Origin of the sequence: Rahnella selenatireducens, assembly GCF_046449555.1 — a bacterium.
Classification (GTDB): domain Bacteria; phylum Pseudomonadota; class Gammaproteobacteria; order Enterobacterales; family Enterobacteriaceae; genus Rahnella; species Rahnella selenatireducens.
Map to the genome: position 1 here is coordinate 39,596 of NZ_JBKEZJ010000020.1, position 17,802 is coordinate 57,397.

Sequence of the window (17,802 nt, forward strand, 5' to 3'; positions counted from 1 at the left end):
CCTGTTTACCCGTTGTATCGATGCTATATGAGAGAGCTTCTCACAGCGAAAGTTCAGTATACGCCCGCAGACGCTCACGCCAAACCTGTTTACATTCGTATACAACCCGCTCACATCTGCGGTCAGCGGAAATAAAAACGGCCCGCAAGAGGCGAGCCGTGCAGACACAGAACGTTGCTAAAATCAGGCTACCGCAGGTTTTAGATTTCTGTCCAGATGACCGCTGAGGCGAATCAGTACCAGGGCGCCAAGGACGATCACCGCGCCGATCCACGGCGTTTGCGCCAGCCCTATCGTGGAAACCACCTGCCCGCCTATCACAGAACCTAATGCGATACCGACGTTAAACGCGGCGATATTCAAGCCCGACGCCACATCGACGGCGTTAGGCGTCACTTCTTCCGCCTTCTGCACCACATACACCTGCAAGCCCGGCACGTTACCAAACGCAAAGATCCCCATCACCAGCAGCGTGATTAACGCCGGAATGCCAAAGCCGGAGGTAAACTGGAAAATCAGCAACAGAGCCGCCAGCGCAGCGAAAATAAGTGTCAGGGCTTTCACCGCGCCATGACGATCGGCCAGTTTACCGCCCCAGATGTTCCCGATGGCTACTGACACGCCGTAGGCGAGCAAAATCCAGCTGACCATACTGGCCGAAAAACCGGCCTGTTCCTGCATCATCGGTGCCAGGAAAGTGAACGTGGTGAACACGCCGCCGTAGCCCAGTGCAGTAATGGCGTAAATCAGCATCAGGCGCGGGTTCATCAGCACTTTAACCTGATCGGAAATACGCGCTGCCGGTTTATTTTTGATGTTGCCAGGCACCAGGATCGCGCTGGCAATAATGGCAATCACGCCAATCATTGAAACCGCGAGGAACGTCTCACGCCAGCCAAAATGCTGCCCGATAAATGTCCCCAACGGCACGCCCGTGACCAGTGCCACGGTCAGCCCGCCGAACATCAGCGCAATGGCCGAAGCGGCTTTTTCTTTTGACACCAGACTGGTGGCAATCGTCGAGCCAATCGAGAAGAACACGCCATGCGCCAGCCCGGTCAGCAAGCGAGCGATAACCAGCGTGTTGTAATTCGGTGACTGCCACGCCAGCAGATTACCCAGCGTGAACAGCGCCATCAGGCCGATGAGCAGCGCTTTACGCGGCACGCGCCCTGTCAGCGCCGTCAGCACCGGTGCGCCGATCGCCACGCCGAGTGCGTAAATAGACACAAGTAAACCCGCTGACGGGGCGCTGACGCCCAGCTGTTCGGCGATTGTCGGCACTAGACCCACGATGACGAACTCTGTCGTTCCTATAGCAAACGCACTGATGGTCAGTGCTAATAGTGCAAGCGGCATAACCTTTACTCCACAATGAATTTCGATTTGATGGCGGCTATTATCGGCTTGTGCTTAAATGACAGAAATAACCAAAGTATCAAATCATTTATGCTGGAGTAACAACAATGCGAGCCAGTTCAGAAGAGTTGATTACCTTCGTCACCGTGGTGGAAAGCGGCAGTTTCAGCCGCGCGGCGGAACAGCTGGGGCAGGATAATTCGGTGGTCAGCCGGACGCTGAAACGTCTGGAGCAAAAACTGGGGATCACCCTGCTCAACCGCACCACGCGCCAGATCAGCCTGACGCACGAAGGCGAGCGTTATTTTGTCCGCGTACAGAAAATCCTGCACGAAATGGCTGCCGCCGAAGATGATTTGCTGGAGAACCGTGACGATCCGCAAGGTCTGTTGCGCGTCGACGCTGCAACGCCGGTGATCCTGCACGTCATTTCCCCGCTGGTGGCAGAGTTTACCGAGCGCTTCCCTAAGATGTCGCTGGCGCTGTTTTCGTCCGAGAGCAACATCAATCTGATCGACCACAAAGTGGATGTCGCCATCCGCGTCGGTGAGCTTGAAGATTCCAGCCTGCGGGCGCGCAAACTGATGATGAGCCACCGGAACGTACTGGCATCGCCGGAATATCTGAAAAAATGGGGCACACCCAAAACCGCCGATGAGCTGCTGAAACACCGTTGTCTGGGCTTTAACGAAGTGGTCGCACTGAACAAATGGCCGCTGCTGTGTGCTGACGGCCAGCAACTGACGGTCATACCGTTTATTAGTTCAGGCAGCGGCGAAACCCTGCGCAGGCTGTGTTTGCAGGGAAATGGTATTGCCTGTTTGTCCGATTTCATGACTGACGAGGATGTACAGCGCGGGGATCTGGTGAAGTTGCTGGTACCGGATGTCATGCGGATTGCGATGCCGTTGCATGCGGTTTATTACAGTGACCAGACCGTGAGTACGAGGATTCGGTGTTTTATTGATTTTCTGAGCGAAAAATTAGGGCAAGCCCAGAGTTAATCTGGATCGAGACTGTTTCGGTTTCTCACGTGCGGTGATCGCTTCAATCAGGTCAAGACCTTGGGCTCGCCGCCCAAACTGGCCTCAGGTCAAAATCAAGACCTTGGGTTGCCACCCAAACTGGCTTTAAGAGGCGCCTATCGCCGCGCCTCTTAAAAATCTCCGGCTCTTTCACTGCGCGCTGCCGCTGGCTGGCTACGTTTCAGAAACTTTTGTTATTGCCGCAAAATCTCGCTGCTGCGCAGTTCCCTCCCGTCGGGTTACAAACCGCGCGAAAAGATTCGCGGTTTTTCACCTCTCCATACGGCGCGATTTTTGAAAGCGGCCAATGGCTATGTAATTCGGAGGATTAATGCAAGATGGGTTTTGAATTTAAAAAGCCTCTGGCCGCTTTTAGAAAGTTTGCTGAGTGAGTGTTTCGAGACCGTGGGCTCGAAGACCGAAACAAAGGAACCGCGCAGCGGCAAGCTTTCGCGGCAATAGCATGAGTTTCTGAAACATAGTCAGCGAGCGACAGCGCGGGTTGAAAAAGCGGGGAGAAGTCCAGAGGAGGGAAAGCACTTTCCTCCTCTGGGCGGTTTCGGCGCAGCGCGTCAGGCGATCACTGTTCTTGAGAAACCGAAACTTTCTCGATCCAGCCCACGCGGCAAGTGAGAAACCGAAATCATCTCGATCCAGCCCACACGGCAAGTGAGAAACCGAAATCATCTCGGACAAGTCCTCAGCCCGATCGCAGATGAATAAGCCCCCACTGACGAGCAACCCGCTGAATAATCCGCCCGCTTAGTGCATCAAAACCATACTCTTCACACGCCGTCACGCTCATCGGCAATGCCATTGCCGACATCACGGTTTCTCCAGTGGCCCACCACAGTTTGCTGTCCGTTGCGGATTCGGGGGAAAATTGCCCGGCAGCGGGATCCAGCCGGATCCGTTCCATTTGCCACACACTTCCGGCCTGCTGTTTCAGCCAGGCTTCGCGCAGACACCATAATTGCCAGAACGCATTTAGCGGGTTTTTCTGTTCCGTCAGCCAGCAAAATTCGGTTTTGCTGAATGCCTGCCTCGCCACGTCCAGATACCGCGCCCGTGGCCGTATCTGTTCGACGTCACCGCCCGTTTCGCCCGCGGCACAGAGCACCAGTTGCAGGCTGTTAACGCTGTGACTGAGGGAAAAATAGGGCAACGAAGGATCGGTAAAAGACGGTTTACCCAAAGAGGAAATCTGGATTGCGGGCAGCGTTTCCCGTTCGTAAAAAGCAAACAGGGCTTCTGCCAGTAACGCCCTGCCCGCACGCCATTGCTGACGACGGGCAGGATGCCAGTTTTCACTTTCTGCCAGCCGTTCTGCGGGCAGGCGTGACAGCGGAAAAGTGTCGTCCAGCGACGCGGTGATAATGCGCGCAGAATTTTTCATTTACGGCCAGCGGCGGAAAACCAGCGACGTGTTAATGCCGCCAAACGCAAAGTTATTCGACTGGATAAACTCGGTCTGAATATGACGCGATTCGCCCATGATGTAGTCCAGATCGCCGCAAAGCGGATCTGGCTGAGTCAGGTTAATGGTCGGCACAAAGCGGTCTTCACGCATCATTTCCAGCGACATCCAGGCCTCGAGCGCGCCGCAGGCACCCAGCGTATGACCGAAATAACTTTTCAGCGACGAAATCGGCGTCTGATTGCCAAACACGGCAGCCGTTGCATGGCTTTCAGCGATATCGCCACGGTCAGTTGCCGTGCCGTGCGCGCTGATATACCCGATTTCAGCCGCCGGGATCCCGGCATTTTTCAGCGCTTTTTCAATGCAAATCTGCATGGTGGATTGCTGCGGCTGGGTGATATGCGCCGCGTCACAGTTGGTTGCAAAACCTGTGATCTCCGCGTAAATCTTCGCACCACGCGCCTGCGCATGTTCGAGCGATTCAAGAATTAACGCCCCGGCACCTTCGCCAATCACCAGACCGTCGCGCTGCGAATCAAACGGGCGCGGCGATAATTCCGGGTGATCGTTTTGCTGGCTGGTGGCAAACAGCGTGTCGAATACCGCCGCTTCCGACGGGCAAAGTTCTTCTGCACCGCCTGCCACCATTACGGTCTGGTAGCCGTGCTTAATGGCTTCGTACGCATAGCCGATGGCCTGACTACCGGACGTACAGGCGCTCGACGTCGGGATAACCCGCCCTTTCAGGCCAAAAAACAGTCCGGCGTTCACCGCTGTCGTGTGCGGCATCATCTGCACATACGTCGTGCCGGTAATGTTGTTGGTATGTTTTTCCGTCAGCATGGTGGCGAATTCGCTGACCGGCCCGGTGCTGCCGGTGGATGAACCGAAAGCAATGCCCGTTTCGCCGTTGGTCAGGATCGGATCATCCAGCAAACCAGCCTGTTCCAGCGCCAGTTCGGTCGCACGGGTTGAAAGCAGGGAAACGCGCCCCATCGAACGGATGCGTTTTCGGGTGTAATGCGCAGGCAGTTCGAAATCATCAACGGGCGCGCCGAGATGCGTATTCAGCCCCTGATAAATCAGCCATTCATCCATATGGCGGACAGCATTTTTGCCCTGTTGCAGACGCGCACTCACGTCATCCCAGTGGTTGCCGAACGCCGTGATGCCTTTCATACCCGTAATAACAACACGCTGAGTCATACCATGCCTCCGTTAATGGAGATCACCTGACGGGTGACATACCCCGCGATGTCGGACATCAGATAGCTCGCCAGCCCGGCCACTTCTTCCGAACTGCCCATGCGTTTCAGCGGGATCATGCTCATCGCAGCGTCGAGCGCCGGTTTTTCCATATCAAGCATGCCGGTATCAATCAGCCCCGGCGCGATGCAGTTGACGGTAATTTTGCGTTTCGCCAGCTCCAGGGACAGCGCTTTGCACGCGCCAATAATCCCGGCTTTGGCCGCGCTGTAATTCACCTGCCCGCGGTTGCCCGTTACGCCAGAAACCGAAGACAACGCGATAATGCGTCCGCCCGCGCGCAGACCAATCATCGGCATGATGCAAGGCTGCAATACGTTGTAGAAGCTGTCGAGATTAGTGTGGATCACACCGTCCCAGTCTTCATCCGTCAACGCCGGAAACGCGGCGTCACGGGTAATTCCTGCATTATTGACGACGCCGTAGTAAGCGCCGTGCGCCTCAATATCGGCCTCAATCACTTCGCGGCACTGCGGACGGTTGCTGATATCGAACTGAATCAGGCGACCGCTGCCGCCAGATGCCTGCACCTGTTGCAGCGTGTGTTCTGCCCCGTTTTTATCGCTGTGGTAATGAACCACAATCTCAAAGCCGTCCGCCGCCAGCTGGCAGGCAATCGCTTGACCGATCCCTTTGCTGGCTCCGGTCACTAATACCGAACGCGTCATTCCTTTTTCCCCTGTGTGAGCGTAATAAGTTCGTCCTTTGCTGGCTGATACGTGTTCAGCCTTCCCTGAGCAACCTGAAGGTTGTCTTTTTCCTGTTTAATACTGATAACACCTTCAAAGCTCGCGAGTTTTTCATCGCGTAATACCATTGAAACGCTGATAAGCAGTTCACTGCCCGCTGTAAATTCAGGCACGCTGCATTTTATCGCCCGGCCGCCCAGCAACATGCCAACCTGCGGTGGCTGGCCAGATTGCGCACCGTGCCAGCCGCTCCAGACGCCGATGGTCTGTGCGATAAGTTCAAGGGCGTACCAGGCGGGCAATGCGCCGTGTGCATTCAGAAATGGCGCCAGCACACCGTCAGGTGAGACCACAACGTCACAGATCGCGGTTTCTTCCGTCACGCTGACAACGTTTTCCAGCAACACCATCGGCATGTCGTGCGGCAGATAACCGGCGGCGGTCAGCGCGCTCATGACGGCCTCCCGATCACAATGCTGGCGTTGTTGCCACCAAAGGCAAATGAGTTAGACAAGATGATCGGACGTTCCAACCTTTGTGGCACATCAACCAGCCGGATATCGGGCAGGCTGGCATCACGCGGTGTAATACCGAAATCCTGAGTTGGCAGATTGAGGTTTTGCGTCAGGATAAGCCAGCTCAGCGCCGCTTCTGTCGCACCGGCCGCCCCCAGCGTGTGGCCGGTAAGATGTTTGGTCGAGCTGCAGGGGATCTGGCTACCGAAGACGCGGTGGATCACCGCCGATTCCACCTGATCGTTGAGCGGCGTCGCCGTGCCGTGCGCATTGATGTAGCCGACGTTTTCAGGCTCAAGCCCGGCCTGTTGGAGCGCCAGACGGATTGCACGTTCTGCACCCGCGCCTTCCGGATGCGGCGCGGACATATGCCAGGCATCGGAAGACTCACCTGTGCCCAGCAGCGCGACATCCGCCGGTTCACACGTCAGCAAAATCAGCGCCGCCGCTTCACCAATATTAATGCCATCGCGATCCTGTCCGAAGGGCGTACAGCGGCCACGGGAGAACGACTCCAGGCTGTTGAAACCGTTGACCGGCATCCGGCACAAGCTGTCTGCCCCGCCGACAATTGCCGCATCCACCAGACCGGATTTAATCAGGCGCATCCCGCTGATAATGGCTTTCGCACTGGATGAACAGGCCGTCGATAAGGTGTACGCCGGGCCTGTCAGCTCCAGCAGTTCCGCCATAAATTGCGAAGGATCGCCGAGTTCCTGCTGCTGATAGTCATAGCCTTGCGGGAAAGCCCCCTGCAGATGCAAATGGCGAACCGCGTCTTCCCCTTCAGCAATGCCGGAGGTGCTGGTGCCCATAATCACAGCCACGCGTTCGTGGCCATAACGGGCAATAACCTCGCTGACCGGCGTTTCAATTTGCGCCAGCGCCGCCAGCAGCAGCTGGTTATTACGGCTGCGGTGCGCGGAAAGCGAATCCGGGATCTCCGGTAAATCACCCGTGACAGCCCCGAGCCAGACCGGACGGTTTTCCGTCAACCAGCCTTCCTGCGCAGACATGCCCGGCGAAACGTCCGCCGAGAGGCTGGCCGCAATCTGCGCGTTGTTGTTTCCCAGCGCGTTAACCATGCCCACGGCCGAAAAGTAAATCATGTTATTCACCGACATTCTGAATAGTGATCTGGTAATGGAACGCCAGCTGGGTAATCGAAACAGGTCGCCGCGTTTTTCCTTCCGGCAGATAGTCAATCCGGGTGATCGCGTTGCCTTTGTTATCCGATAACGTACGGCGCAAAGGCTGGTCTTTCAGTGTCCAGCCCGGCGGCAACAGCGGCTGCCAGCTTTCCACCGGCCAGTAGCTGAACATAATATCGGCCAGAACCTGATTTGCTGGAGGCAAACCCTCAATCTTTATTGCCTGTTCAGTATGGATGCCGGTTTGATCGTAGACCACTTTAAAGAGACGGATCCCCAGCGGCGAGAGCCCGGCCAACTGTAAAGAGTTGCCGTCGGCGTTGAGCAGCACCAGCAAAGACTGCTGTTTTCCGTTGACCGTAGCCGTCAGCAATTGCTGCTGACTGACCGGCGTTGCCAGCACCGGCGCGGGTAATTTCACCTGCACGCCCGGTTTCAGCCACGCCTGAGGCAGTGTTTGTGCAGGAGGGCGCGAGGCGCAGCCGCCAGACATCAAAATCAGCAGTGCCAGAACCGGCAGCGTGAAGCGGATCATTTCTTACGTCCTCTTTTTTTAGCGGGCAATGTCAGCGGCGACAGCAAAAACGCCGTCAATATGCCGTAACTCAGCACAATACCAAAGCTGCTGATCGCCTGCGTGGAGCTGAATACCAGCATGCCAAACGTCAGTAACGTGGTCGCGACAGCCATAAAAATGGCAAACATCGAAGTGGTCGGCGTCCCGCGCGGATTGGTGAAAAACAAGGTGTAGTTGATGCCAATCCCCAGAACCAGAATCAGCGCCAGCAATGAAAACAGGTTGAGATGATGACCGCTGTAACCGAGCGCGGCGATGCCCGTGCCGAGCGAAAGCAGGGTCGGCACCAGGCAAATCAGCCCGTGCGGCAAACGGAAACGCCAGAGGTAAATCGCGGCAATCACCGCCACCGCCAGCCCGAGCAGATAAGTGAGGTAAACGCGGTACTGAGAAAATAGCTCACTGAATTCAGACTTGCGGTCAATCCAGCCTGTTCCCGGGGACGCCGCCGCCAGCGCCGCCACGGCAGCGGTGTCGTGAACGCCGTTGACCGGAATTAACGTCGCGCTTCGCCCGTCCGGCAATGACAGCCACAGTAAGCGCCAGCCCTGACTGATCACGCTGTTAAGCCAGAGCGGAACATCCACTGTTTGCTGGCTAAGATCGGGCGTAGCGACCGAAATCCCCGCCTGCTGCAACTGCGCCATAATCTGCGGCGCACGATGGCGAAGCAACGAGAGATCTTTTTGTTGCTGTAATTGCGACGGCAGACTGAGCGCCCGGTAACCGGCAATCACACCATCTGTTTTCGCCTGCTCCAGTTTTGGCCGCAAATCTTCAAGACGCCGAAGTGTCTGCTCCGCCGTATCGCCGTAAACGATCAGCCATTTCTGATCATTGGTTTGCCCGGTCAGCGCGGCAATCTGTTGTTCCTGCTGCTGTAAATCTGCCGGCAGCGTTTGTAAATCGGCAATATCGTCATTGATTTTAAGCTGATAAATTCCGCCCGCCGCCAGCAAAAAAATCAAAACCGGCAGCCCGATACGAACCGGTTTACGGCTACGCCATGCCAGCAACCATTTCAAGATAAGCGTCAGTCCGGGCGTCGGCCCGACCGGCAAATGCGCAGATAAATAGGGATACCAGCACATGACGGTGATACAGGCGGCGCTCAGTCCGGCGGCGGCAAAAACCGCCAGCTGTTGCAGGCCGGGGAACGGCGCAATCAGCAGCATCAGGTAGGCCGCAACCGTTGTCAGCAGCGCCGCAGACAACGCCGGGAACAGCTTTTTCAGGCTGTCGAGCGGCGTGCTGGTTTCACCGTGAACGCGGCGTTCGGTGAGGAAGTAGAGGGTGTAGTCGGCGGAAATTCCGACAATACTGGCGCTCAGCACCAGCGTCATCACGTGTATTTCACCGAAGACCCACAGGGTAAATACCGTGCCCGACAGCGCGCCAATACCGATTGAAAGCAGACTGAGCAACAACGGCAGCACAGACCGGAACATCAGTAAAATCAGCAGAAACACGCCGATAACCGAGGCCGCGCCAATGGTAGATAAGTCATGTTCAGCCTGCTGGCTGGCATAATTGCTGTAAAAAATCGTGCCGCGCTCAAGCACTTTCGCGCCCGGCCAGCGCGCTTCAAAGGCGTGTCTGGCCGCATTCAGCTCAGCGACAGTGTGCTTCGCGCGGGTGATGTCATAGGACGACGCATTCAGCTCGCCGTGAAGTAAATACCAGCTGCGCCCCTGCGGATCGCGCGTCATCAGCCAGCCCTGATCGAGGCTCATGCCGCCACTGCTTTGCTGCTGCGCCATTTGTGAGGCACGCACCAGCAACAAAGGATCATTAGCCAGCTCTTTTCCGCTGACACCGGCAAAGGCGGAATAGACCTGTGACATGATCCACTGGCTTTGCTGTTCGGCACCAGCGCTCAGGCGCTGACGGGTGGCGTCATCAAGCAAAGCATTACGATGCCGGAAAAAGAACGCGCCCCATTCCTGCTGACGCACCTCATCCATCGGCCCTTCCACCTGACTCAGTGCAGGAAGCGATCGCAGCTGTTTCAGCCAGTCTTCAAGAGGTTTTGTTCCCGCGCCTTCCGGTGGGCTGACCAGCCACATTAACTGGCGATCAAGCCGCTGCGTAAAGCCGTCAGAAATCGCCGGAGGAAGACCTGCCGTCTGTTGCTGCGGCAAAAGCGCCAGCACGCTGCTGTTAATCTGGCTGCGCGGTAGCAACCAGAACAGCACGGCGACGAGCAACACAATAATCAGCAGCCAGATTTGCGCCAGCCGGCGGTGAAGATCAGGATGCAAAATGGCGTTTCTCGGCGTCGGTCAGTTCAGGGGGAGTCGTTTTCTGGTTAAAGAAACGGATATGCGTCGCGTCGCCCTGCATGTCATCAATATCAATATTGTTCAGGAAGGTTTCCCCATTCAGGGTAATGCGGCGGAAAAGGCGGTTCAGCGGCGAGACTTTTGGCACCAGCACCAGCGTCCAGGCGCCCTGCCCTTTATCCGTGAAATCCAGCGTGAAGTTTTCTTCCAGCACGCGGCGGTCTGCATGAAACAGCGCGCTCAGCAGGGAGTTGAACTGGAACATTTGCGGATTATTGCTGGCCGTAACCACCTGCGGTTGCTGACCTGCCATGATTTGCACCATGCGGGTTTCCGTCAGAAGTAACGTCAGTGGAAACGGTTTTTCCTGCTGCCACCAAAGCCCCTGTTTCTGCGCAATTAATAAATTGCCGCCGGAGTTCAGCGGCTGCGCCATCCCGCTGATGGTTCTTTGCTGGGCGAAATCGGCACGCAACACCGGCACCTGGCTGAAACGCTGCTGCAAATCATCCAGCGTTACGGCCTGCGCGGCCACGCAGAATACGGCGAGCAAAACAAACAGAAGTGATTTCACAGGCTGACTCCGGTTTTATCGAAAAGAACCTGCGGCGAGACAAAACACATCTCTTTGGTTTCAGCATCCACGGCGACCTGTAACGTGTAGCCCGTCGTTGTCCGCTTTCCGGTTTCAATATCATAGATTTGATAGCTGATACGCAGACGATTTTCGATTTCTTCAAGCTGCGCGTGAACGGCAATGCGCTGTTCGAACAGGACGGGCGCAATGTATTTCACGCGCGTATCTACGATCGGCCACACATAACCGGAGGCTTCCATCTGACGATAGCCATAATCGAACTGCTTCAGTAATTGCTCGCGCGCAACTTCCAGATAACGGAAATAATTGCCGTGCCAGACCACACCCATTGCATCGGCATCATGAAAAGGCACGGTGATTTCCACCACGGTGGAAAAGCGTGGGTCATTAAAGCGCGGATCAAGTTTGGAAGTCATATCAGTCAGGTTTCCTGTCAGAGGCGTCATCTGCGGGATGCTGCCAGAAATCATAAAAATTAAACCAGTCATGAGGTGCCAGCAGGCTGTAATGCTCAAGACGTGCGGCGTAGCGGTTGACGGTTTCCTGCAACGCGGGCAGACGATTTGCGCGGGGCAGAATCAGCGGATCGGCAAAAGATTCGCAGTAAATACGCAGCCGTCTTTCCTGCCTGATGCCAAACATCAGCATCACGGGGGCTTTCAGTGCGGCGGCCAGAATAAAAGGTCCCTGTGGGAAAGCCGCCGGTTTACCGAGAAAATCACTCCAGATAACGCGGGAATGCTCGCCGCGCTGATGGCGGCTGGCGGATGTTCTGTCGCCGACAATCGCCACCCATTCACCGGCATCGAGTTTTTCCTGCAATAACATGGCGGTATCCGGCCCCATCTGGCTCACCTGAATCAGATTCACCAGCGCCTGCGGGTTAATTTCTTTCATCACCTGATTAAACCGTTCGGCGTGTTCGGTGAAAACCAGCGCATTCACGGTTATCCGGTGATTCAGCGCACCCATCGCACGGCAGGATTCGATGTCGCCAAGATGCGAGGCGAGGATCAGCGTGCCTCGTCCGGAGGCAATATGCGCTTCGCAGACGTCGGAATTTACCAGCACGGCGTCATTCAGCGTTTTATCGCCCTGCCAGCTCGCCAGTTTGCTCAACATCGATTCGCCAAATCGCATGAAATGCCGGAATGTACTTAACGGATAAGGCAACGCAATATTGCGCTGTGCCGCAACGTCGCGTACGCGTTCAAGCCACGCTGCCGAAGCCTTGCGCTGCTTTCCGCCTGTCATCCAAAAGTAGCCGATCACCGGATAAAGCAGTAATTGAAAAGCGCGGTAGCCCAGCACGCGGTAAATTTTCAGCATCAGGCGAATGCCCCACAGCCCTTTACGTTCGCGCGTTACCGACCAGTGCGGATCGCTTTGCTGCGTTTGTCTCTGGCGCAGCAAAAAAGGAATGCGCGGCAACATGCCGAAGAACAGTCGGGTATGCATCCACGAGATTTTAATGTTGTCTTTCACCGCATCAAAATGCGAAACGCCGTCTTGCGGATAGGTGACGCGCGTCGGCAGAAAGCGGCTGCGCGTCCCCTGCCAATAAAGCCGCACCATGATTTCGGTATCGAAATCCATGCGTAAACCCAGTGGCTGTTTGTCCATCAGCCTCAGGCAAAGTTGCAAAGGATAAACGCGAAATCCGCACATAGTGTCTTTGAGGGAAAATGACAGGGTTTCGACCCAGACCCAGAAATGTGTGACATAACGACCATAAAGACGCGATTTCGGCACGCTTTCGTCATACACCGGCTGACCGGAGATCAGACAATCCGGGTGTTTTTGTGCGTCCTCCAGCATAAGAGGAACGTCGGAAAGCTGGTGCTGACCGTCTGCGTCAACCTGCATGGCGTGAGTAAACCCTTTTTCAGCCGCAAGCCTTAAAGCGGCCATGACGGCGGCACCTTTGCCCTGATTCGGCGACAGGCGCGTCAGGCTCATCCATGGCGTTATCTGCGCCAGACGCTTCAATTCATCCGCCGTTTGCACGTCGCTGCCATCATCAACCACAATGCACGGCAACCCGAAAGAGCGGAGTTTATCCAACACACCGGCCATCATCGGCCCGTGGTTGTAACACGGGATAATCAGACAGGGCGAAAATAGCGCTGAGGACGTTACGGGCATAATGTGATTTTTCCACTGCTGGCAATGGTTTCGCCGAGGGCGTAGCGGAAAACCAGCCGGTGTTTTTCTTTCAGCCAGTCAATGTGCAGGCTGACAGTTTCATCCGGCAAAAGTGGCCGCTGAAACTTCACCACTTCCATCCCCGAAAAAGCTTTATCCAGCCGCAAAATCTCGCCCGCATACTCCATCACCCAGTTCACTTGCGTGACACCCGGAAGCAGCGGATACGTGGGAAAGTGCCCGCGAAACCACAACAAATCCGCAGAGAGCCGTAATTCGAGGATCAGGCTGGTGTCACTGCTTTTATGCAGGCTCAGGACTTCAGGCTTCATCATAAAAACATTTCCTTTAATTCAGCGGCTGCGCGTTTGCCTTGCTGATTGAGTGGGATCGCCGGAACAATACGCCAGTATCGCGGCAGTGAAACCGGCGATAACCATTCCCGCAGAGCATGGCGGATCTGGCCAAAGAGGACATTCCGGTTTTCAGCCTGCAACAGCGCATTCCCCGCAGGGCTCAGTACAATCACCGTTGCGACCGACACCCTGCCCTGTTTTTCGAGAGTCAACACGCAGGCGTCAGCCAGAAGATCCAGCGCACACAGACGCTGCTCAATTTCATCCAGCGAGATCCGCTGCTCAGCAATTTTAACGATCCGATCTTTACGGCCCAGAAGATCAAAATGACGCGAATTGTCAGACGACAGTTTTATCTCATCACTGAGAGCAATACCTTCCGGCTGCGGAATAATTCGAGAAATCAGCGAAATACTTCCATCCGACTGAGGCCGTAAATCTACGTTGTCGAACAGCGTCCAGGATTCACCGGGCTGGGTTTGCTGGCGAAATGCAATGACACCACTTTCTGTCGTACCATAAATTTCTGTTGGCAGGCGTCCACACGTTTCTTTCACTGACTGCGCCGTATCGCTTTCGAGAGGGCCGCCTGCGGAAAAGACTTCGCGCAGCGTGATCGGCGCTAAAGTGGCGTCCAGACGTTTGAGAAAGGCCGGGCTGCTGACAAACGCCAGCGGAGATTTTACTGCGAGCGAATGCAGTTGCTCGTGATATTGGACGCTGCTGGCCGCAAACGGCAGGCCAAGCGACAGCGGCAACATGAACGCGAAGCTCAGGCCGTACATGTGATGAGGCGCGACCGTGGCGGCGAACCGGGAACCGGCAAGTTCTGCGCCCCACCGGGCGCAGAGCCACTGGCTTTCACGCTCAAGACAAGAGACCGGTTTGGTAATCTTCTGCGGTTTTCCCGTTGATCCGGACGTGAAGAGGACGAGCGATGCATTTTCCGGAAATGCAGGTAAAACAGAAAGCGGCTCAATGGCAACAAATGGAAAGCGGAGAACAGGACAATTGAGCTGCAATGGCAGGTCGGTAATCATCGCATCGAATGCATCGCATTGCTCAGAGAGCAGTGCCTGACGAAAATGACCGGGCAGAACAGGCGTTTTTCCGCTGTAAAGGACGGCCAGTATGGCCACAGCGAACGAATAGTTATCTTCCAGACACAGCGCCCAGCGCGAACAGGGAGTCGCGCTGACACTGGCAAACAACGTCGCGACATCACGGCGGAAATCGCGCTGCCGGTGCTCGCCGATCTCACTCCAGGCAACCAGATGATCATCTGCTCTTTCCGTGCTCAGCCATTGGCACATTGGCAGCGTCACGGCTTGCGCAGACGCTTTCTGACTATCCATTCAATACCCATTAATAAGCCAATAAGCAGATAACTGAACCCGCCGTTGTAAAGCGCCCACAAAGACACATCGCCTTTCAGGCAGGTATATAAAGCAAAAGATCCATTACAAACAAAAAACAGGCACCAGACTTGTGTTACGCGTCGCGTATAGACAACCCCTTCGGGCGATAAGTCGGGCTCGCTCAACCGGGCAAGGCGCTCAACCAGTGATTGCCGGGCGAACAATGAACTAGAAAACAGGCCCAGAAGCAGGACATTCACCGCCACGGGGTAATACAACAGCATCGACGTTTCGCGCAGTACAACGCTGGTGATGACCAGCACAATGCCAGCGACGGCCATCGCTTTGCCGAAAAAAGTGAGCTGACTTACTTTTCCGCGAAAGGTGAGCAACCGCAGAATAAACGCAATAATCAGAAGGGGAGCAAGAATACTCATTCCCCAATTTTTTAAGCCACACCAGACCGCTACCGGATAAGCAATAATCGCCACGGGCATTGCCCAGCGAGCGAACGCTGCGACAAGCTGAAGGGAAAAGCGCCGGGTTTCAGACACAACAACTATTGCGCTGGCGTGTTGAGTAATTCATCGATGGCATCAACAACATCCTGAACGGTTCGTACTGATTTGAACATTTCAGGTTTAATTTTTCTGCCCGTCGATTTCTGCAGATGAACAACCAAATCCACAGCATCAATACTGTCTAATTCCAAATCTTCGTAAAGTTTGGCATCTGGGCTGATATCACTTTCATCAATTTCAAATAGCTTGATTAATAACGCGCTAATCTGCTGATAAATTTCTTGCTTCTGCATAGGAATCTCTTTAACCACGCTGAACTGATATAAACTGGCTAAGGCTTTCAACGGAATAAAAATGCTCACGCATTTCCTGACTTTCAGCCGAAAGGATCACGCCATAATGCTTTTTCAATGCCAGGCCTAATTCGAGGGCATCAATAGAATCCAGCCCCAACCCGTCGCCAAAAAGAGGCGCTTGCGTATCTATCTCGTCTGGCGTCATTCCCTCCAGATTGAGCGTCGCGATGATAAGTTCTTTAATGTCGTTATTTAATGAATCCATGACTTATTTCTCGTTATTTTGAGTATTGCCGTGCATCAGTTCAGAGCGCAAATGCTGTGTCAGACGCCTTGCTGCCAGTGCAGGCGAAAGATCCTGTTCATCAAAAAAATCCTCAGCCTTTACCTTATCGGCAACAGTGATGACAAACTGAGGTTTTACTCGCGGAATTTCGTGCCATTTTCCCTGTTTGGTCAGCATTGGTGGCTGGCAGGAAATATGAACAATCCGCACATCACAACCTGCTCTCAACGCGATATTTGCCGCACCACGCTGTAGCGTTATCGGTTTCTCAGGTAAAGAACGCGTCCCTTCAGGGAAGATCAGCAACGTTCCCCCCGCCTCGAGGCGCGCCTCACAAGCCTGAAGCAACTCATCAGACCCTGAGTTCACCAGATATCCGGCGGCTTTGATAACGCCGGATAAAAATGGGTTCTTCAGCAATGCCTGTTTGACGATGCAATCACAGCGCGGCATCCGCGAAGCCAGAATGACATAATCAAGAAGGCTGGGATGGTTCGCAACAATCAGGCATCCGGTGTCCTCCTGAAACTTTTCGTCGCCGACAAACCGGTAATCCATCACACCAAAAAGCCGTAATCCTCCAAGGAAAAGTCGAAAGCTATTACGAATGCTGTTCAGTGTCATCCGATGTAATCTTTCCGGCTGACGGATAATTAACCGCAACAGAGTAAACCAGAACAAAGAAAGCAACAGTCCGCCAATTCCGAAAAACACGAAAAAAATGCCTGTAACAGACCATCGCCATATACGGTTCGGCAAAGAGGAAACGTCTTCCTTCAAGACAGATTCGTTCATCACAATGCACGCGTCCATTGCCAGTGATGGCGACTATCAGCACTGACAATATATGAAGGCGATGAGGACAGATAACCTCTCAGGAATTGCAAACCCTGCGGAAGAGCAGACGGAACTGACTCATCGGCTCCCGAAAGACGCTGGCACTGCAAAGTATCGCCAGCCGTCAATATTATTGCCATCGCGTAGGGCAGAAACTCAGAATTTACCGATTCAGCATACAGAGAAGGAATTTCGCCATCAAAATCGACAAGCATGATGCGCGAAGCATCGCCTGCCAGCATAGATTGCGCTTCCAGCAGACCTTGCTGAAAACTGTCTGTTCCTGCTGCCAGCGAGGTCACCGGCAATGGATTCTTACTGATAATGGTTAGCCAACCAGCGGCAGTGTTATGGACAGACATAGAAAATTCGGTGGGGGAAATGGCGTCGTCTTTTGCCAGCGCATGTAAAATTCGCCCCGTTCTTTCAAGTTCACCGTGGCGGCTGGTAAAAATTGCGGCATCAACCTGAAGTTTCGAAAGCAAGGACAGACTGGCATCGACGGCAAAACGACTTCCGATACTCATACGACGAGCGGCCATCATTGGGATCTGTCCGCTCTTTGGAATTTCTCCTGAAAATGCATCCACACCAGAACATTGAGCCCATTGGATCCAATCAGCACAATTATTGATACCAGGAGCAACCGCCCGCCATTCAAGTATATCTAGTGAGAATTTCATAATGATTAATCTTCGCAATGCTTCCGAATTAAGACTTTATGATATTTTATTAAAAGTTGCATCAGTAATCTGACAGGCTATTGCGCTGAAGGGTGAGTTTTAGTTATTTTTACAACGCGTTAGATATTACCTGCCAGAATACATATCTGATAAATCTTAATTTTATAGTGAGAAATAGCAGCTGAGATTTTATGAAATTAAAGTCAGCGAAATTATAATGGTTTAAATTGGGGAAAAATTACTATTCTCATAAAATAAGCAAAGTGATTATATAGATTAATCTTCAACAGAAAGTTAATCGATTGATTTTAAATATCACACAGAGGTTTCAACCTGATAAAAAACCTTTAAATCAGAAATTAAGTACGTCTAAACGCCCGATTTTTTACAGATTTAAAAATGCAGAAAACCCTGAATCTTTCGATTCAGGGTCTATGC

19 protein-coding genes are annotated in these 17,802 nt (G+C 54.0%); 1 reads left to right on the forward strand and 18 read right to left on the reverse strand.

The annotated features are described in order from the left end of the window. Window positions 1–183: 183 nt before the first annotated feature. On the reverse strand, window positions 184–1,359 hold the full coding sequence (locus tag ACLBVC_RS22395; protein ID WP_410151464.1) for an MFS transporter: 1,176 nt from the start codon (window positions 1,357–1,359) through the stop codon (window positions 184–186). A 107-nt stretch (window positions 1,360–1,466) separates the two neighbouring features. Between ACLBVC_RS22395 and yafC the strand changes: the two genes are divergently transcribed. Next, complete coding sequence (gene yafC / locus ACLBVC_RS22400) at window positions 1,467–2,363, forward strand: DNA-binding transcriptional regulator YafC (protein WP_410151465.1); 897 nt, start codon at window positions 1,467–1,469, stop codon at window positions 2,361–2,363. Between the two features lie 721 nt (window positions 2,364–3,084). On the opposite strand, the gene ACLBVC_RS22405 is transcribed toward yafC, so the two are convergent. The 17 genes from ACLBVC_RS22405 to ACLBVC_RS22485 all read right to left on the reverse strand — a co-directional run bounded on the left by ACLBVC_RS22405 (window position 3,085) and on the right by ACLBVC_RS22485 (window position 17,364). Beyond that, complete coding sequence (locus ACLBVC_RS22405; protein ID WP_410151466.1) at window positions 3,085–3,780, reverse strand: 4'-phosphopantetheinyl transferase superfamily protein; 696 nt, start codon at window positions 3,778–3,780, stop codon at window positions 3,085–3,087. Further along, the gene (locus tag ACLBVC_RS22410; protein ID WP_217152619.1) at window positions 3,781–5,010 is read right to left on the reverse strand and encodes a beta-ketoacyl-ACP synthase; all 1,230 of its coding nucleotides are present in this window, start codon (window positions 5,008–5,010) and stop codon (window positions 3,781–3,783) included. After that, the gene (locus ACLBVC_RS22415) at window positions 5,007–5,738 is read right to left on the reverse strand and encodes a 3-ketoacyl-ACP reductase FabG2 (RefSeq protein WP_410151467.1); all 732 of its coding nucleotides are present in this window, start codon (window positions 5,736–5,738) and stop codon (window positions 5,007–5,009) included. Before ACLBVC_RS22415 ends, ACLBVC_RS22410 begins: the two co-directional genes overlap by 4 nt. Further along, complete coding sequence (locus tag ACLBVC_RS22420; RefSeq protein WP_410151468.1) at window positions 5,735–6,214, reverse strand: ApeP family dehydratase; 480 nt, start codon at window positions 6,212–6,214, stop codon at window positions 5,735–5,737. Before ACLBVC_RS22420 ends, ACLBVC_RS22415 begins: the two co-directional genes overlap by 4 nt. Next, window positions 6,211–7,383 carry a beta-ketoacyl-[acyl-carrier-protein] synthase family protein gene (locus ACLBVC_RS22425; protein ID WP_410151469.1) on the reverse strand — a complete coding sequence of 391 codons (1,173 nt, stop codon included), beginning with the start codon at window positions 7,381–7,383 and terminating at the stop codon, window positions 6,211–6,213. The genes ACLBVC_RS22420 and ACLBVC_RS22425 overlap by 4 nt, the downstream gene beginning before the upstream one ends. Window position 7,384: 1 nt before the next feature. Beyond that, window positions 7,385–7,960: a DUF3261 domain-containing protein gene (locus ACLBVC_RS22430; RefSeq protein ID WP_410151470.1), complete on the reverse strand. Its 576-nt coding sequence runs from the start codon at window positions 7,958–7,960 to the stop codon at window positions 7,385–7,387. After that, window positions 7,957–10,263 carry an MMPL family transporter gene (locus ACLBVC_RS22435; protein ID WP_410151471.1) on the reverse strand — a complete coding sequence of 769 codons (2,307 nt, stop codon included), beginning with the start codon at window positions 10,261–10,263 and terminating at the stop codon, window positions 7,957–7,959. Before ACLBVC_RS22435 ends, ACLBVC_RS22430 begins: the two co-directional genes overlap by 4 nt. Further along, the gene (locus ACLBVC_RS22440) at window positions 10,253–10,858 is read right to left on the reverse strand and encodes a LolA family protein (RefSeq protein WP_410151472.1); all 606 of its coding nucleotides are present in this window, start codon (window positions 10,856–10,858) and stop codon (window positions 10,253–10,255) included. The genes ACLBVC_RS22435 and ACLBVC_RS22440 overlap by 11 nt, the downstream gene beginning before the upstream one ends. Continuing rightward, window positions 10,855–11,298 carry an acyl-CoA thioesterase gene (locus ACLBVC_RS22445; protein WP_195815373.1) on the reverse strand — a complete coding sequence of 148 codons (444 nt, stop codon included), beginning with the start codon at window positions 11,296–11,298 and terminating at the stop codon, window positions 10,855–10,857. The genes ACLBVC_RS22440 and ACLBVC_RS22445 overlap by 4 nt, the downstream gene beginning before the upstream one ends. Window position 11,299: 1 nt before the next feature. Continuing rightward, a complete protein-coding gene (locus ACLBVC_RS22450; RefSeq protein WP_410151473.1) occupies window positions 11,300–13,027 on the reverse strand; it encodes a glycosyltransferase family 2 protein in 1,728 nt (575 codons plus the stop codon). Then, window positions 13,018–13,362, reverse strand: a complete 345-nt coding sequence (locus ACLBVC_RS22455; RefSeq protein WP_410151474.1) for a 3-hydroxyacyl-ACP dehydratase FabZ family protein — start codon at window positions 13,360–13,362, stop codon at window positions 13,018–13,020. Before ACLBVC_RS22455 ends, ACLBVC_RS22450 begins: the two co-directional genes overlap by 10 nt. After that, the gene (locus tag ACLBVC_RS22460; RefSeq protein WP_410151475.1) at window positions 13,359–14,738 is read right to left on the reverse strand and encodes an AMP-binding protein; all 1,380 of its coding nucleotides are present in this window, start codon (window positions 14,736–14,738) and stop codon (window positions 13,359–13,361) included. The genes ACLBVC_RS22455 and ACLBVC_RS22460 overlap by 4 nt, the downstream gene beginning before the upstream one ends. Then, the gene (locus ACLBVC_RS22465) at window positions 14,705–15,238 is read right to left on the reverse strand and encodes a COG4648 family protein (RefSeq protein ID WP_410151478.1); all 534 of its coding nucleotides are present in this window, start codon (window positions 15,236–15,238) and stop codon (window positions 14,705–14,707) included. Before ACLBVC_RS22465 ends, ACLBVC_RS22460 begins: the two co-directional genes overlap by 34 nt. A 62-nt stretch (window positions 15,239–15,300) precedes the next feature. Then, complete coding sequence (locus ACLBVC_RS22470) at window positions 15,301–15,555, reverse strand: acyl carrier protein (RefSeq protein ID WP_152324699.1); 255 nt, start codon at window positions 15,553–15,555, stop codon at window positions 15,301–15,303. Window positions 15,556–15,565: 10 nt separating this feature from the next. Further along, window positions 15,566–15,823: a phosphopantetheine-binding protein gene (locus ACLBVC_RS22475; RefSeq protein WP_410151476.1), complete on the reverse strand. Its 258-nt coding sequence runs from the start codon at window positions 15,821–15,823 to the stop codon at window positions 15,566–15,568. A 3-nt stretch (window positions 15,824–15,826) separates the two neighbouring features. Beyond that, a complete protein-coding gene (locus ACLBVC_RS22480) occupies window positions 15,827–16,639 on the reverse strand; it encodes a lysophospholipid acyltransferase family protein (RefSeq protein ID WP_410151479.1) in 813 nt (270 codons plus the stop codon). Further along, window positions 16,639–17,364, reverse strand: coding sequence for a beta-ketoacyl synthase chain length factor (locus ACLBVC_RS22485; protein ID WP_410151477.1), 726 nt, complete (start codon window positions 17,362–17,364; stop codon window positions 16,639–16,641). The genes ACLBVC_RS22480 and ACLBVC_RS22485 overlap by 1 nt, the downstream gene beginning before the upstream one ends. Between the last annotated feature and the right edge of the window lie 438 nt (window positions 17,365–17,802).

Excerpts from the sequence above, each read along its gene's own strand:
- ACLBVC_RS22395 (WP_410151464.1), bottom strand. The coding sequence starts at position 1,359 with ATGCCGCTTGCACTATTAGCACTGACCATCAGTGCGTTTGCTATAGGA.
- yafC (WP_410151465.1), top strand. The coding sequence starts at position 1,467 with ATGCGAGCCAGTTCAGAAGAGTTGATTACCTTCGTCACCGTGGTGGAA.
- ACLBVC_RS22405 (WP_410151466.1), bottom strand. The coding sequence starts at position 3,780 with ATGAAAAATTCTGCGCGCATTATCACCGCGTCGCTGGACGACACTTTT.
- ACLBVC_RS22410 (WP_217152619.1), bottom strand. The coding sequence starts at position 5,010 with ATGACTCAGCGTGTTGTTATTACGGGTATGAAAGGCATCACGGCGTTC.
- ACLBVC_RS22415 (WP_410151467.1), bottom strand. The coding sequence starts at position 5,738 with ATGACGCGTTCGGTATTAGTGACCGGAGCCAGCAAAGGGATCGGTCAA.
- ACLBVC_RS22420 (WP_410151468.1), bottom strand. The coding sequence starts at position 6,214 with ATGAGCGCGCTGACCGCCGCCGGTTATCTGCCGCACGACATGCCGATG.
- ACLBVC_RS22425 (WP_410151469.1), bottom strand. The coding sequence starts at position 7,383 with ATGATTTACTTTTCGGCCGTGGGCATGGTTAACGCGCTGGGAAACAAC.
- ACLBVC_RS22430 (WP_410151470.1), bottom strand. The coding sequence starts at position 7,960 with ATGATCCGCTTCACGCTGCCGGTTCTGGCACTGCTGATTTTGATGTCT.
- ACLBVC_RS22445 (WP_195815373.1), bottom strand. The coding sequence starts at position 11,298 with ATGACTTCCAAACTTGATCCGCGCTTTAATGACCCACGCTTTTCCACC.
- ACLBVC_RS22450 (WP_410151473.1), bottom strand. The coding sequence starts at position 13,027 with ATGCCCGTAACGTCCTCAGCGCTATTTTCGCCCTGTCTGATTATCCCG.
- ACLBVC_RS22455 (WP_410151474.1), bottom strand. The coding sequence starts at position 13,362 with ATGATGAAGCCTGAAGTCCTGAGCCTGCATAAAAGCAGTGACACCAGC.
- ACLBVC_RS22460 (WP_410151475.1), bottom strand. The coding sequence starts at position 14,738 with ATGGATAGTCAGAAAGCGTCTGCGCAAGCCGTGACGCTGCCAATGTGC.
- ACLBVC_RS22465 (WP_410151478.1), bottom strand. The coding sequence starts at position 15,238 with ATGCCCGTGGCGATTATTGCTTATCCGGTAGCGGTCTGGTGTGGCTTA.
- ACLBVC_RS22470 (WP_152324699.1), bottom strand. The coding sequence starts at position 15,555 with ATGCAGAAGCAAGAAATTTATCAGCAGATTAGCGCGTTATTAATCAAG.
- ACLBVC_RS22475 (WP_410151476.1), bottom strand. The coding sequence starts at position 15,823 with ATGGATTCATTAAATAACGACATTAAAGAACTTATCATCGCGACGCTC.
- ACLBVC_RS22480 (WP_410151479.1), bottom strand. The coding sequence starts at position 16,639 with ATGAACGAATCTGTCTTGAAGGAAGACGTTTCCTCTTTGCCGAACCGT.
- ACLBVC_RS22485 (WP_410151477.1), bottom strand. The coding sequence starts at position 17,364 with ATGAAATTCTCACTAGATATACTTGAATGGCGGGCGGTTGCTCCTGGT.